The sequence below is a fragment of the Shinella sp. M31 genome, from assembly GCF_049199205.1.
Classification (GTDB): Bacteria; Pseudomonadota; Alphaproteobacteria; order Rhizobiales; family Rhizobiaceae; genus Shinella.
This window is the reverse complement of the sequence record NZ_JBLZPH010000171.1, coordinates 1-14,827: the sequence shown is the minus strand read 5'-3', so window position 1 is coordinate 14,827 and position 14,827 is coordinate 1. Positions and strand designations below refer to the sequence as shown.

The 14,827-nt window shown below is 63.9% G+C and carries 11 protein-coding genes; 5 read left to right on the top strand and 6 right to left on the bottom strand.

Annotated features, from left to right (window positions below; translation table 11 throughout):
* The 3 genes from ACOZKU_RS27035 to ACOZKU_RS27025 form a co-directional block, all read left to right on the top strand.
* A partial coding sequence (locus tag ACOZKU_RS27035) for an SfnB family sulfur acquisition oxidoreductase (protein WP_421581502.1) occupies nucleotides 1-1,019 on the top strand: 1,019 nt, incomplete at its 5' end.
* Nucleotides 1,020-1,262: 243 nt separating this feature from the next.
* Nucleotides 1,263-2,678, top strand: a complete 1,416-nt coding sequence (locus ACOZKU_RS27030; protein ID WP_421581501.1) for an LLM class flavin-dependent oxidoreductase — start codon at nucleotides 1,263-1,265, stop codon at nucleotides 2,676-2,678.
* A 37-nt stretch (nucleotides 2,679-2,715) separates the two neighbouring features.
* The gene (locus ACOZKU_RS27025) at nucleotides 2,716-4,149 is read left to right on the top strand and encodes an FAD/NAD(P)-binding protein (RefSeq protein WP_421581500.1); all 1,434 of its coding nucleotides are present in this window, start codon (nucleotides 2,716-2,718) and stop codon (nucleotides 4,147-4,149) included.
* Between the two features lie 133 nt (nucleotides 4,150-4,282).
* Here the strand turns inward: ACOZKU_RS27025 and ACOZKU_RS27020 are convergent, their stop codons facing one another.
* Entirely contained in the window at nucleotides 4,283-5,140 is an 858-nt protein-coding gene (locus tag ACOZKU_RS27020) for a LysR substrate-binding domain-containing protein (RefSeq protein WP_421581499.1), read from the bottom strand.
* Nucleotides 5,141-5,238: 98 nt separating this feature from the next.
* On the opposite strand from ACOZKU_RS27020, the gene ACOZKU_RS27015 reads away from it, so the two are divergent.
* Together ACOZKU_RS27015 and ACOZKU_RS27010 are read left to right on the top strand one after the other, a co-directional pair.
* Nucleotides 5,239-6,135: a DMT family transporter gene (locus ACOZKU_RS27015; protein ID WP_421581498.1), complete on the top strand. Its 897-nt coding sequence runs from the start codon at nucleotides 5,239-5,241 to the stop codon at nucleotides 6,133-6,135.
* Nucleotides 6,136-6,387: 252 nt separating this feature from the next.
* Nucleotides 6,388-10,023 (top strand): FecR domain-containing protein, encoded by a 3,636-nt coding sequence (locus ACOZKU_RS27010; protein WP_421581497.1) that lies wholly within the window; start codon nucleotides 6,388-6,390, stop codon nucleotides 10,021-10,023.
* Between the two features lie 42 nt (nucleotides 10,024-10,065).
* On the opposite strand, the gene ACOZKU_RS27005 is transcribed toward ACOZKU_RS27010, so the two are convergent.
* From ACOZKU_RS27005 to ACOZKU_RS26985, 5 genes are all read right to left on the bottom strand, one after another.
* Nucleotides 10,066-10,773 carry an AAA family ATPase gene (locus tag ACOZKU_RS27005; protein ID WP_421581496.1) on the bottom strand — a complete coding sequence of 236 codons (708 nt, stop codon included), beginning with the start codon at nucleotides 10,771-10,773 and terminating at the stop codon, nucleotides 10,066-10,068.
* A 101-nt stretch (nucleotides 10,774-10,874) separates the two neighbouring features.
* On the bottom strand, nucleotides 10,875-11,963 hold the full coding sequence (locus ACOZKU_RS27000; protein WP_117372540.1) for a protein-glutamate methylesterase/protein-glutamine glutaminase: 1,089 nt from the start codon (nucleotides 11,961-11,963) through the stop codon (nucleotides 10,875-10,877).
* The gene (locus ACOZKU_RS26995) at nucleotides 11,963-12,814 is read right to left on the bottom strand and encodes a CheR family methyltransferase (protein ID WP_421581495.1); all 852 of its coding nucleotides are present in this window, start codon (nucleotides 12,812-12,814) and stop codon (nucleotides 11,963-11,965) included. Before ACOZKU_RS26995 ends, ACOZKU_RS27000 begins: the two co-directional genes overlap by 1 nt.
* Nucleotides 12,815-12,828: 14 nt before the next feature.
* Nucleotides 12,829-13,323, bottom strand: a complete 495-nt coding sequence (locus ACOZKU_RS26990; protein WP_421581494.1) for a chemotaxis protein CheW — start codon at nucleotides 13,321-13,323, stop codon at nucleotides 12,829-12,831.
* Between the two features lie 2 nt (nucleotides 13,324-13,325).
* A partial coding sequence (locus ACOZKU_RS26985; RefSeq protein ID WP_421581493.1) for a methyl-accepting chemotaxis protein occupies nucleotides 13,326-14,827 on the bottom strand: 1,502 nt, incomplete at its 5' end.

Sequence of the window (14,827 nt, the reverse complement as noted above, 5' to 3'; positions counted from 1 at the left end):
CCGCCGACTATGGCGGCATCGACGTCTCCAACGCGGTGCTCGCCGAGGTCACGGCGATCCTGTCGGAGGCCGATAGCTCGATCGGCCAGATTCCGCAGAACCATTTCTACATTCTCGAAGCGCTCCGCCACGATGGCAGCGAGGCGCAGAAGCGCTTCTATTTCGGCCGGGCGCTGGCCGGCGATCGCTTCGGCAATGCGCTTTCCGAGGTCGGCACCAAGACGGTGGGCGATTACAACACCCGCATCACGCCCGATGGCGCGGGTTTTCGCATCAATGGGCGGAAGTTCTATTCGACGGGCGTACTCTTTGCCCATTGGGTGGTGATCTTCGCGCTCGATGCGCAGGACCGCCTCACCATGTCCTTCGTCCCGCGCGGTACCGAGGGGATCGAGATCGTCGATGACTGGGACGGTTTCGGCCAGCGCACGACGGGCAGCGGCACGACGATCCTGCGCGATGTCTATGTGCCGGCTGATGCCGTCGTGCCGCATCAGAAGGGTTTCGAGCGCCCCGGCACGATCGGTTCCGTCGGCCAGATCATCCATGCCGGCGTCGATCTCGGCATTGCGCGCGCGGCGCTGAAGGAGACGATCGGCTATGTTCGCGACAAGGCGCGGCCGTGGACAGACAGCGGGGTCGAGCGCGCCGCCGACGATCCGCTGACCATCGCCCGCATCGGCGAACTCGCCATCCGCGTCGAGGCGGCCGAGGCGACGCTGGAGCGGGCGGGGCGCAAGGTCGACCAGGCGCAGGTCAATCTCACTGCGGACAATGCCGTTGCCGCGACGCTTTCGGTGGCCGCCGCCAAGGTACTGACGAGCGAGCTCGCCATCGACGCCACCAACGTGCTGTTCGAGCTGGCCGGCACCTCCGCCACCAAGCGCGGCCTCAATCTCGAGCGCCACTGGCGCAACGCCCGAACCCACACGCTGCACGACCCGGTGCGCTGGAAGTACCACGTCGTCGGCAACTATCATCTCAATGGCGTCACGCCGCCGAAGAACGGCGCGCTCTGAAATCCAGCCTCGTGGTGGGGTGGTCACCTGGCCGCAATCCCTATGGGTTGCGGCCTTTTTTATCGACACTCCAGGGCGTTGAGATCAGGTGCGCGCCTTTCCCCAAGGCCTCCGCCCGCAATCAGGAAAGTCATTCCTGAAATTAATCTATATAAAACATAGAATTTCTGTATTTGAATGGGGAAGGCGTTATCTTCGCCTCCGGTCGATGCCCTCAGGCATCCTCGTTCACTGGAGAGACCCATGGCACGCCACATCCGTTTCAACGCCTTCGACATGAACTGCGTGGGCCACCAGTCCCCCGGCCTTTGGGCGCATCCGCGCGACAAGTCCTGGAAATACAAGGACCTGGACTATTGGCAGGATCTCGCCCGGACGCTGGAGCGCGGGGTTTTCGATGGCATCTTCATCGCCGATGTCATCGGCTATTACGATGTCTACAAGGGCTCGAACTACCACGCCATCCATCAGGCCGCGCAGCTTCCAGTAAACGATCCGCTTCAGCTTGCGGCACCCATCGCGCTTGCTACCGAGCATCTCGGCATCGGCATCACCGCCTCCACCTCCTTCGAGCACCCCTATACCTTCGCCCGCCGCCTTGCGACGGCGGATCATCATTCCAAGGGGCGGATCGGCTGGAACATCGTCACCTCCTATCTGGAGAGTGGGGCGAAGAACATCGGCCAAGGCGGCCTGCGCCGGCACGACAATCGCTACGAGGTCGCCGCCGAATATGTCGAGGTGCTCTACAAGCTGCTCGAAGGCTCCTGGGAGGAGGGGGCGGTGGTGCGCGACGGCGACCGGCGCATCTTCACCCATCCGGAAAAGGTTCACGAGATCGGCCACAAGGGCAAGTATTTCGAGGTGCCGGGATACGGCCTCACCGAGCCCTCGCCGCAGCGCATGCCGGTTCTCTACCAGGCCGGCGCCTCCGGTCCGGGCAAGGCGTTTGCAGCAGCCCATGCCGAATGCATCTTCGTCGCCGCCCCGACGAAATCGGTGCTCAAGGCCTATGTCGCCGACATACGCCAGCGCATCGCCGCGGCCGGCCGCGATCCGAAGAAGGTCTATATCTATACGCTCGTCACCGTCATCACCGACCAGACCGAGGAAAAGGCGCAGAAGAAGTTCGAGGATTACAAGAGCTACGTCTCCTATGACGGCTCGCTGACTTTCATGTCCGGCTGGAGCGGCATCGATTTCGGCCAGTATGCGCCCACGGATGTGGTGGAAAAGATCGAGACCAACGCCATCCATTCCTTCGTGGAGCACATTGCCGGCGGCGACAAGTCGTGGACCATCGACGAGCTCGCGCAGTTCGGCGGCATCGGCGGCATGGGGCCGGTCTTCGTCGGTTCGCCGGAGCGCATCGCCGATATCCTCCAGGAGTGGGTGGCCGATACGGATGTCGACGGTTTCAACCTCGCTTATGCGGTGACGCCGGACAGTTTCGAGGACGTCGTTGCCCATATCGTCCCGGAACTGCAGAAACGCGATGCCTATCCGACGACCTACAAGCCGGGTACATTGCGGGAGAAGCTGTTCGGCGAGGGACCCTACCTGCCGAAAACCCATCCGGCCGACGGCTACCGGGATATCGAAGCCGTGAAGCGGCGCGATGCCGAACGTGTTCCTGCGCTGAAATCGATCGGCGCGTAAAGCAGTGTCAATAGCAATGTCCCTTCCGGACGCAACTGTGGACCAGAGCCGCGCAAAGCCCGTCGTCGCCATCATCGGCGGCGGTTTTTCGGGAGCGGCCTGTGCCTATCATCTTGCAAACAAGCTCGCCGGCGATGCCGCGCGGATCGTCGTCTTCGAGCCGCGGTCGGTGCTCGGCGGCGGCCTTGCCTATGATACGGATGAACGGGCGCACCGCATCAACGTGCCGGCGTCGCGCATGACGCTCGTGCCCGACAACGGCGAGCATTTTCAGCGCTGGCTCGACAGCAGCGGTGCCCTTGCCGATGACCCCGAAGCCGTTACGCCGGATGGGCATGCCTTTGCGCGCCGCTCGGCCTTTGGCCGCTATGTTGCCGACAGCCTCGCACCCGTTGTCGCCAGCGGCGTGATCCAGCATCGCCGCAGCCGTGTTCGCGCGCTGACGAGGGCGCCCTCCGGCCTCTGGAACGTCGCGGCGGAAGACGGCTCGGTGCTGGAGGCCGATATCGTCGTTGTCGCGACGACGCATCCCAACCCGCAGCCGCCGGCCGCCGTCGATCGCGTTCTTGCCGGTCATGCCGGCTACGTTCCCGATGCCACGGTGCCCGGCGCCCTCTCCGGCATCGGACCCGAGGACAGGGTGCTGATCGTCGGAACGGGGCTGACGGCGGCCGATGTGATCGCGACGCTCGATGCCGGCGGCCATCGCGGGCTTATCACCGCCGTCTCGCGCCGTGGGCTTCGTTCGCGCGGGCACAATCTGGCCGCACAGGAGCCGTTCGGAGAGTTTCTTACCCCGCCCGTTCGCTCGGCGCGGGCCTTGCTGCGGCGGGTCCGCGACAGCCTTGCCGAAGCGGCGACCGCTGGGGTGAGCTGGCATGCGGTTTTCGACCGGGTTCGTGGGCAGGGCGGCGATATCTGGCGCGCCTTGCCGGTCGCCGAGCGGCGGCGTCTCGTGCGCTTCCTGCGGCCCTATTGGGACGTGCATCGTTTCCGCATCGCGCCCCAGCTGGAAGCGATCATCGACCGGCGTCTGGCGAATGGCACACTCGCCTTCCACGCGGCCGCCATATCCGGTGTGAACCGTTCGCAGGACGGCGGAATCGTCGTGGATTTTCGATCGCGCCACGGCCGGGAGCCGTTCCAGCGCCAAGTCGACAGCGTGGTCATCACCACCGGCCCGGGTCATGCCTCGGTCCTTTCAAGCCAGCCCTTTCTGACCAGTCTCGCCGAAGTGGGAGACCTGCAACCGGATGCCGTCGGCCTCGGCATCGCCGTCGATGCGCAAAGCCGCACCATCTCTGCGGATGGAAGCGCCGCCGAGACCCTTTACGTCGCGGGCCCGTTGGCACGCGGCACGTTCGGCGAACTGATGGGACTGCCGCAAGTGACCGAGCATGCGGTTTTCGTCGCGGAGAACGTTGCGCAGACGGTGCGGGCCAGGTCAGCGTCTTTCTCGATTTGGGCCTAAATTTCGGCGTTCCCGCGCTCAGCGACGAGGCGACGCTGGTGACCGAAACGCAGATGGTCCCGGCCGATCATAAATTTCCGTAAGGCTGGCCGCGTTGCAAGGGTCCCGGGCGCTGCGGCTACCCGTCAAACGCTCAGGATTTTTGCGCCAGAGCACGGTGGAGGAAGCTGTTCAGGCGCTCGATCGCCGGTCCCGTGGATCGGGAATTGCGCAGGATGCTGATTTCCAGGTCGTCCAGCAGCGGCAACCCCTCGTTGGGTCCGATGATGCGCAAGGATGGCGGCACGCTGCAGAGCGCCAGACCGGCAACGCCAAGCCCCGCCTGCACGACCGCGACCAGACCCAAAAGGCTCGCGCTCGAATAGGTGCATCGATAGGTGCGGTCACCTTCGGAAAGGGCTTTCAAGACGTTGATCCGGGCGGTGCAGCCCGGTTCGAACAGGGCGACGGGGAGCGGGTCGCTGTCCCACGCGATATGGGATGGCGACGCGACCCAGACGAAGGGCTCCCGTCTCAACACCTCGACAGGCTGCCCCGCCAGGCGCGTGACGATCGCCAGGTCGATCCGCGCGTCCTCGATCGCCTTCGTCAGGCCGGTCGAGGGCTCGCATACGAGTTCGACCGTGACCCGCGGATGCTCCGCCGCAAATTGCGCCAGCACCGGCGGCAGCAGAAAGGCCGCATAGTCGTCGGGAACGCCGAGGCGGACGCTGCCGCTCTCCTCCGGCCGTGTGACGCTCGCCCATACCTCGTCCGACAGTTTCAAGAGCCGCCGGGCATGGACCAGGAAGTCCGAGCCGGCCGCATTGGGGCTGACAGCCTTCGGTCCGCGGATCAGGAGCTGTTTGCCGACGGTCTGCTCCAGCCGCTGCATCTGCATACTGACAGCCGACTGGCTACGGCCGATTCGGGGCGCGGCACTGGAAAAGCTGCCCGTCTCGACAACGGCAACAAAGGTTCGCAGCAGCTCGATATCCAGAAGATTCGCCATATCGCTATCAGTATAACGAATAGCGTTCGCCAAATCTATTCGTTTGATTGAGATACGCCGTGCCGCAATATGGCCTTTCGACCTGCTTGGAGGGGCTTATGGACAGAACACCCGACACCCGCTTTCCCGCCGCAAGGCTCGTGGCGGCAATGATGATCGTCGGCACTGTCGGGGCATTCGCGACCGAGGCCGGCCTCGATCCGGTCACGACGGTTTTCTGGCGATGTGCCTTCGGCACCGTCTTTCTCAGTGCCTGGTGCCTGATCCGCGGCTATTTGCCGGACCGCAGCCTCTCACCGACCCGATTGGCGCTCGCCGCGCTGGGCGGTGTCTGCATGGTCTTGAGCTGGATCGCGTTCTTTGCCGGATTTGCGATGACGTCTATCGCCACGACGACGATCGTCTATCATATCCAGCCCTTCTTCGTGGTCCTGATCGGTGTTCTGTTCTTAAAGGAGCGGATCACGCCCGACCAGATGATCTGGATGGTCGGCGCGTTCGTCGGTGTCGTTCTCGCAAGTGGTCTCGTCGGCTCTTCCGGTACGGTCGGCATGAGGTGGATGGCCGGGATCGCGCTGACACTCGCGGCGGCGCTGCTGTATGCGATCGCGACCATTCTGGCGAAAGGTCTCGGGCAGCAGCGTCCGGAGGTGACGACCCTGTGCCAGACGATCGTCGGCGTCGTCCTGCTTGCCCCCTTTGCCGATCTGTTCGGTTCCGTCCCGGCGGCGTCATGGGGGTGGCTTCTCGGCATCGGCATCCTGCACACAGGCATTGCTTATGTGCTGATGTATTCCGCCTATCCGAAGCTGTCGACGCCGGTTATCGGGGTGCTGACCTTCATCTATCCGCTCGTCGCGATCATCATCGATTGGGTCGTCTATGGCCATCCGCTCGGCGTGGCGCAGGCGCTCGGCATGATGCTGATCGCGCTTGGAACGCTTGGCGTGCGGCTGGGCTGGCGCTTTCCCGGCGGCGGGACGGCGCCGGTTTAGGCGGATGACGCGAACTTGTGAAGGGTACAACCGTCACTCTCATTGCCTCCCGTAGGAAAAGCCGGTAACGTTGCCGGGTATTCGCGTTCAGCTTGTAACATTTATTACCTGCGTGCTGTTTCCACTCCGCTTGATTTTCCTGCGGCCGAGGCGACCAGGGCAAATTCCAAGCCGGTCTGACGCGGTCTCCGCATCCAGTTGGGGGTTGGATTGCACAGGCAGCAGCATCTGTACCGATACCGGACGGGTATCGTGTCGCTTTCCGTTCTGACCGTCCCGCTGTTGGCGGGTGGCCTTCTCGTGGGGCAGGCCGGCGCGTCGCTTGCGGATCCGCTTGACCGCGGCGCAAGGCCGGTCGCCGGCTCGGTCATCGATCAGAAGCTGGGCGAGGAGGTGCGTTTCGTCGACCTCTCGAACTGGCAGGATGTCGTGCGCCATCAGAACCTGCTGGGCGGCGATCTCCTGCGCACCAACGCGACCGGACAGCTCGCGATCCTCTTCGCCGATCGCACGCAGGTGCGGCTCGGCCGCAATTCCACCCTTCAGGTCAAGCAGATGGCGCCGGCCGGCGACACGATGCTCAACCTCGAAAGCGGCACGATGTGGGCGCGTGCGGAGCGCGGCGGGCAGGGGCTGGCGGTCGAGACGCCTGCGGCGACGGCGGCGATCCGCGGCACGGACTGGTCGCTGACGGTGCAGGGTGACAAGACCTCGCTGATCGTGCTCGAAGGTCAGGTCGAGTTGAAGAACGACTACGGCAGCGTCCAGGTTGCGCAGGGCGAAGCGGCCGTCGCCACGCTCGGCCAGGCGCCGCAGAAACTCGTGATCGTGACGCCCGACGATCGTGAGCAGATGCTCTTCTATATTACGCTGCGCGACGGTTTCACCTTCATGCCGGCCAACCCGCTGCCGGTCAGGGAGATGCGTGCGGAAGACACGCGGGTCCAGGCGATTGCACCTGAACGGCGAAGCGCGGAAGATTGGCTAACGCTTGCGGAGACGCGCTTCAGCCTCGAAGGGCGGGGGCCGGCTCTGGAGGCGCTGGCCGAGGCCCGCAAGAGGCCGATGACGCGCGCAGGCAAGGCGCGCGCGGCCTATCTCGACGCGCTCGTGGCCGGCGCGGAAAAGCGCTATGACGACGCGGCCCGCTTTTTTGCGGAGGCGATGCCGGCGCTTGACCCGAAGCGCCGGGCGATTGCGGCCTATGGCGAATATTACGCACAAACGCTCCTCAATCCCAAGCTCGCTCTGAAGCCGCCGACGGAGGTGCGCGATCCCTATTCGGCCGTCATGAAAGCCTATACCGCCGGCTTCCTGGAGGATATCCCGGCGGCGGTTGCGACCATCAAGGCGGCGGAAGCGCGTTTTCCCGAAGAATCGTCGCTGCCGGCAATCCGCGCGCTTCTTGCCCAGCTCACCAACGACCGCGCACAGATGCGCGAGGCGGTTGATCAGGCCCTGGCGATCGATCCAGACGATGCGCTGGCCCTGATCGCCCGTGCGCGATTGCGCGGGGATTTCGAGGGGAACATCGAGGCTGCGCTCGCGGACCTCGACCGCGCCGCGACGCTCATGCCGGGTTCGTCCATGGTGTGGAACGATATCGGTCTCGCCCAGAGTGCCCGCGGTGATGAGCGCAGGGCCGAAGCGGCGATGAAGCGCTCGATCGCACTCGATCCGGAAAGCGCGATCGGCCACGCCAATCTGGCCATCTTCTATCTCGACCAGTCGCGGATGAAGGATGCGAAGCGCGAGATCGATCTCGCGATTGCCGCCGATCCGTCCTTCAGCATCGCCTTCCTGGCACGGGGCCGGTATTATTTGCAGACCGGCGAGATCGACAAGGCGCTGGACGATCTCCTGGCTGCCTCGACAGCCAATCCGGCCCATTCGCAATCCCAGCTCATGCTGGCTGCTGCGCATTATGAAGGCGGTGACCGTGAGCCGGGGCAACAGGCCCTCGACAATGCCGAACGCCTCGACAAGAACGACCGGGTCATCTCCGAAATGCGGACCGCCATTGCCATCGACGATTATGATGCGGCCGGCGCGATCCACTCTGCGCAGGAATATCTTCGTCGCTCGCGGGCGCAGGGCGGCCAGTTTGCGTCGCTGCAGGCAAATCAGCGGGCCGGCTCGACGCTGAATGCCGCCTTCCGCCTGCAGGGGCTCAACGCCTGGGGACAATATTACGGCGACGCCGTTTTCGATCCTTTCGCCGGCAGCGCCTATATGGACCAGGTGCTGCGCGGTGGTGCGTCCCCGCTGGTGAGCTCCTATCTTGCCGGTGACGACGTCATTACCGACAATCCGAACAGCACGGCGTTCTCGTCGTTTTTTCAGGGCCTGCTGTTCAACCCCCACCTCGTTTCCAGCCGATCCCGCGGCACCTCGCTCCTGAACCGTCCTTTTTTCGAAGCGTCGGTCGGCATCGGCACGACGCTCAATCCGGGCACCGAGGGCTGGCTGGGTTCGCTGGATTTCCAGAGCTATTCGAACGAACCGGTGCCCTTCAGCAGCAATCTGAGCCTGCAATATTCGAAATCGCCCGACGATACACGCCATATCGACAATGGTACTTTTGCCCGCGACATCGATACCGACTTGGACATCCTGAGCTTCAACGGCTACCTGACGTCCACGGTCACGCCTGATGACAGGCTGGTCGCCTACGCGAGCCACAGCACCAACGCCTTCGCGTTTGGCCTTCCCTATCTGAACGATTTCTTTCCCGGGCAAACCTACGGGGTCGATACGACCTTCACGACGGGCGGCCTGGGCTGGAGCCACACGATCGATTACCGCAACGTCGTGAATGCGGCACTCCTGTATTCATCGTTCGATTTTGAACGCTCGCTCGGGGAGTTGACACCACCCGTATTTGCCGAGGCAACCCTGGGCTTCGGTCAGAAAAGTTATGTCGCGGCGCTCAATCATACGGTCGAAAGCGACGATCTGATCTGGCGGTACGGCGTGGAAGGCGGTCTCCTCGACAATGTGACAAGCCTGAAGTTCTCGGTAACGGGCTTTCCGACTGCGAGAACCTCGACACGGGATGACAGCTATTTCGCCAAGGCCTATGTGGATCTCACTCAGGAGATCACCCCCGATCTGAAGGCCGAATACGGACTGTTCGCGACGATCTGGGGCGGGGGCGACGGCAATGATTCAAAACATTTCGATCCGAGAATAGGGCTCGCCTGGACACCGGCCGAAGGGCAATGGCTGCGGGCGGGCTATATCCGTCAGAGCATGGACGCGACGACGCCGACGCTGGCACCGATCGGCATCGTCGGCTTGCAGCCCAACGAGTTCAGCGTGGGAGCCAAAGGATATGCAGATACGCTGGCTTTGAAATGGGACGCGGAATGGACCGACCGGTTCTTCACCACGATCGACTATCAGCATCAGATGTTCAACGATCTGACGATCAGTGATGCCCTGATCATATCGAATCTTGGTTTCGACAAGGCGACGGCGGATCGTGTTGCGATGACCGCCAATCTGGCGCTGGACTATGGCTTCGGCCTGTCGGCGACCTATGCGCTTGCCTTCTCGGCGGACAAGGATGCAGCAAGCCCGTCATTCGGTCGGGACCTTCCCTTCCTGCCGCGGCATTCCGGACAGGTTGCGCTTACCTATGTCAGCGAGGCGAATGTGAAGGCGACGATTGCTGCCAACTATATCGGTGAGCGCTATGCAGATCCCACTGCGCGCAAGTTGGACGACTACTGGACGCTCGATGCGAACCTGACGTGGGAACCGTTCGACAAGAGCGTCATTTTCGAGGCGAGCGCCTACAACCTTCTCGATGAGAAGTTCGAGGTGACACCCGGCTGGAATGGCTGGGGCCGTGTCTTCAAGGGTATGGTCAAATTCCGCTTCTGATCCGCGACCGGCGTCTCGTCTGCGATGGCAGCAGCCTGTGCCTTATGCCACATCCTTCAGGCGGCTCGTTGCGGGAGCGACCACGGCCGGAATCTGCTTGAGCACCTCGAGCGCCAGCGCGCGGGCATTTTCCTGCGCCTTGTCGAGATTGCTGACGCGTTTCGCATCCATAGAATAGAGCGTGCCGCCGCAGCCGAAGATGTCGCGGAAGGCGGAACGTTCGATGATCGGGGTTTCCAGGAGATGCACGCGGCGGGCGGCAAGCAGGTCCTTTACGGCATTCATCGCCCGCGTCGTCACCATCGAGTTGACGCGAGTGAGCACGACGGAATGGCGGATGCGGATATCGGCCTTGTCTTCGAGATATTGCAGGAGCTCGATAACATTGGCGCCGCCCTGGGCGTCCATCGCCGAGCCCTGTACCGGGATCAGCACATAGTCGGCATGGCCGACGGCCTTGGCGAGGAGCGAGCTGCGCGAGCCGGGCAGGTCGATCAGCACGAAATCGGCGCGGGCTTTTTCCTCGGCCAGCTGCCGGTCGATCGTGCTCATCGTGACATAGGGCACGACATTCAGGCGCCTGCCGAGCGCGCCCTCGGAATTTTCGTACCAGCGGGTGATCCAGTGCTGCGGGTCGGCGTCGAGCACCGAGACGCGAAAGCCGAGACGGGCAAGCTCGGTCGCAAGCAAAAGCACCGCGGTCGTCTTGCCGGCGCCGCCCTTGGTATTGGCGAAGGTGATGACGGGCATAGCCTCTCCGGATCGGTTCGCGAGCCGGTCATCGCTCGAACAAACACCTGCATGGTGTCTCTTCACTGTCGCCATTTATGGTTAACGGTCGGTGAAAATGCCTATCGGCGCCGGTCGGCTGCGAGGATTTCGCGGGCGAGCTGGTCGAGCGGCAGGATCCTGTCGACGCCGCCATGGGCGATGGCTTCCTTCGGCATGCCGAAAACGATGGAGCTCGCCTCGTCCTGCGCTACCGTATAGGCGCCGGCCTGGTGCATTTCGGCCATGCCGCGGGCGCCGTCGTCGCCCATGCCGGTCATGATGACGCCCATGGCGTTGGCACCCGCTGCGCGGGCGGCGGAGCGGAAGAGCACGTCGACGGAGGGCCGGTGGCGCGAGACGAGCGGGCCCTCGCGCACCGCGACATGGTAGCGCGCGCCCTGCCGTTCCAGCATCATGTGGCGGTCGCCGGGAGCGATCAGCACATGGCCGCGCAGCACGGGATCGCCATGCACCGCTTCCTTGACCTCGACCTCGCAGAGGCTGTTCAGCCGCTTGGCGAAGGCAGCGGTGAATTTTTCCGGCATGTGCTGCACGATGACGATGCCCGGCGCGTTGGCCGGCAGCTGTTCCAGGAGAACGCGCAATGCCTCCGTGCCGCCGGTCGAGGCGCCGATGCAGGCGACCATTTCCGTCGTCTTGGCCATGGCGCGCCCGGTCGGCGGGGGCAGCACGGCATCGGCGGTAAGCTTGGCGGTGGGACCGCTTGCGGCGGCACTGCGGCGGTTCGTGCCGAGGCGGGCGACGGCCGCCCCTTTGACCGCCTCGCGGATGCGGGTGCCGGATTCGGCCAGGTGGTCGGCCGCGCCGATCTTCGGCTTCAGGATGATGTCGACCGCGCCGGCTTCCAGCGCCTGCATCAGCGTTTCCGAACCTTCCTCGGTCAGCGAGGAGCACATGACGACGGGGATCGGCCGCTGCGACATGATCTTGCGCAGGAAGGTGATGCCGTCCATGCGCGGCATTTCCACATCGAGCGTGATGACGTCGGGCAGTTCTTCCTGGATCTTCTTCGCCGCCATGAAGGGATCGGAGGCTGCGCCCATCACTTCGATCTCGGGGTCCTCTTCCAGCACATGGGTCAGCGCCTGACGCACGCTTGCGGAATCGTCGATGATGAGAACGCGGATTTTGCGGCCGGGAAGGGGCATCAGATCTTCTTGAAAACCGTGTTGGCGACCTGGCGCACCGGCAGGGAAATGCCGGTGACCGTTTCGGAGTGACCCACATAGAGATAGCCGCCGGGAATGAGGCAGTCGCACAGCCGCGACAGCACCTTGGCCTGCGTCGGCTTGTCGAAATAGATCAGCACGTTGCGGCAGAAGATCATGTGCATCGGCTCGCCCACCTTGTAGGCGTTGTCCATGAGGTTCATACGGGCAAAGCCGATGGTCGCGCGCAGCCGCGGATGAATGCGCACCTCGCCGCGTGCGGCATCGCGCGAGACCATCACATAGCGCCGCTGCATGTCCACCGGCACCGGCTGGACCATGTCGCGCGGATAGACGCCGCGGCGGGCGGCTTGCAGCACGTCCGTCGAGAGGTCGGTCGCGAAAATGCGGTAGTCGATGCCCGGCGTGTTGTCGGCGAAATTCTGCAGAACCATCGCCATCGTATAGGGTTCGGCACCGATGGAGCAGGCGGCACTCCACAAACGCAGCCGCTTGTGTCCGGCGGCGGCGAGTTCCGGCAGGCCGGTCCGCTCCATGAACTCGAAATGCTTCGGCTCGCGGAAGAAATCCGTCTTGTTGGTCGTCACGGCGTCGATCAGGAAGATCGCTTCCTTCTCGATGCCGCCATGCTTGAAGAGATAGTCGCAATAGGCGTTGAAGTTGGGGATGCCGGTCGCCCTGAGGCGGCGCCGCAGGCGGCCTTCCAGCATCGTCAGCTTCGTGATCGGCATCTTGATGCCGCTATAGTCGTAGATGTAGCGCGACAGCGCCTCGAAGTTCCGGCTGCTCAAGCCGTCTTCGCTCGCCTGCGCCCGCAATGCTGCTCCCACGCCGTTCTCCTGAATTATGCCGTGGCGGCGAGGCGGTTTGCCGTGCCCATCATCGCCACTTCCGCGCCGGAGAAGAGGCGGGCGAGATCGACGATGACGACGAAGCCACCGTTTCGGCGCACGACGCCGGCAATGTAATCGGAGGGCCAGCGCACGCCGATGTCAGGCGCACCCTCGATCTCCTCGTTGCGGAAGGGAATGACCTCGTAGACGCGGTCGGCGACAAGCCCCAACGTCAGGGTCTTCTCGCCGATCGGCACGTCGAGCACGAGCGCCCGCGTGTGCGGCGTCTTCTGCGTCTTCGTCATGCCGAGACGAAGACGCAGATCGATGACCGGCACGCCCTGGCCACGCACGTCCCTGAGGCCGAGCAGGTAGTCCGGCCCATGCGGGATCCTGAAGGCATCCTCATGGTCGAGAATTTCCCGGACCACCGAGACGGGGACGGCGAAAACCTCGTTGTCGAGGGAGAAGGTGACGTATTGGGATTCGGAGGGCGTTCCGGCCATGATCAAGCGCTTTCCCTGAAGTCTGCGTCGTCGGCATCCGGGCCGCCCATCGACATGTCGAGGGCAAAGCCGCGGGCGCGGGCCTGCTGGGCATTGACGCTGTTGTCGGATTTGCGGACGGTCGTCGTGGTGACCGGCTTTGCCATCGGACGTGCCGTGACCGGTGCCGGACGGCGCTGGGCGGAGGCCTGTGCACCGGCGGCGCGGTCGACGCGGAAGAAGGCAATCGAGGTCTGAAGTTCTTCCGCCTGGGCGGCGAGTTCTTCCGACGTGCCCGACATCTCTTCCGATGCCCCGGCGTTCTGCTGGGTCACCTTGTCGAGTTGCTGGATTGCCTCGTTGATCTGCGAGGCGCCGATATCCTGCTCGCGGCAGGCGGCGGAGATTTCCGAGATCAGTTCGGCGGTCTTGCGGATGTCGGGTACCAGACGGGTCAGCATGTCGCCGGCTTCGGTGGCGACGGACACCGTCTGGCCGGAGAGTGCGCTGATCTCGGCAGCGGCTGCCTGGCTGCGCTCGGCAAGCTTGCGCACTTCCGAGGCAACGACGGCGAAGCCCTTGCCATGTTCGCCGGCGCGGGCCGCTTCCACGGCGGCGTTCAGGGCGAGCAGGTCGGTCTGGCGGGCGATCTCCTGAACGATCGAGATTTTTTCCGCGATGGTGCGCATGGCGCCGACGGCGCGACCGACAGCCTCGCCGGAGGCTTCGGCGTCCTTGGCGGACTGGCGGGCGATCTTTTCCGTCTGGGCGGCGTTGTCGGCGTTCTGCTTGATGTTGGCGGCCATCTCTTCCATCGAGGCAGAAGCCTCTTCGGCAGACGATGCCTGCTCGGTCGCGCCCTGCGAGAGCTGCTCGGAGCTGGCCGACAGTTCCTGGCTGCCCGAGGAGACATTGTTGGCGGCCGAAAGCGCATCCGCCACGACGCCGCGCAGGCGCTCGACCATGCTTTCCAGCGAGAGGCCAAGTATATCCTTGTCGGATTGCGGCTTCGGCGTGACGGTCAGGTCGCCATTGGCGATCTGGTCGGCGATGGTGGCGGTGTTGCGCAGGTTGCCGGTCATCACATTGATCGTGTCGACAAGGTCCTTGATCTCGTCGTTCGTCTTGATCTCGACAGTCTGGTCGAGATCGCCGATGGCGACGGCTTCCGCGACCGTCCTGATCTTGCGCAGGCCGCTATTGATGCCGAGCGCGATCCAGAGGGCTGCGCCGACCGAGAGAAGGAAGGCGGCGACCGTCAGTGTGATCAGCGTGTAGAACGCCGTCAGATAGCTGGCATCGGCCACGGTGTCGGAATCGTTGATGGCCTGTTCCGTCAGCGCCGAGAGGCCCGCGGTCATCGTGTCAAGCTTGTCTGAGGCCGTCGCGCCGTCGGTCTGGTTGACTTCGAGCGCGAGATCGCGCTGGCCGGAGCCGATCAGCGAGACGACGCGGTCGTTGATGGCGAGGTAGTCGTCCCAGAAGTCGCGGACTTCCTGCCACTTGGCCTTGAATTCGCCGGTCG

Coding starts and splice junctions, on each gene's coding strand:
- ACOZKU_RS27030 (WP_421581501.1), top strand. CDS start 1,263: ATGGCACGCCACATCCGTTTCAACGCCTTCGACATGAACTGCGTGGGC.
- ACOZKU_RS27000 (WP_117372540.1), bottom strand. CDS start 11,963: ATGCCCCTTCCCGGCCGCAAAATCCGCGTTCTCATCATCGACGATTCC.
- ACOZKU_RS27020 (WP_421581499.1), bottom strand. CDS start 5,140: ATGGCGAATCTTCTGGATATCGAGCTGCTGCGAACCTTTGTTGCCGTT.
- ACOZKU_RS27005 (WP_421581496.1), bottom strand. CDS start 10,773: ATGCCCGTCATCACCTTCGCCAATACCAAGGGCGGCGCCGGCAAGACG.
- ACOZKU_RS26990 (WP_421581494.1), bottom strand. CDS start 13,323: ATGGCCGGAACGCCCTCCGAATCCCAATACGTCACCTTCTCCCTCGAC.
- ACOZKU_RS27015 (WP_421581498.1), top strand. CDS start 5,239: ATGGACAGAACACCCGACACCCGCTTTCCCGCCGCAAGGCTCGTGGCG.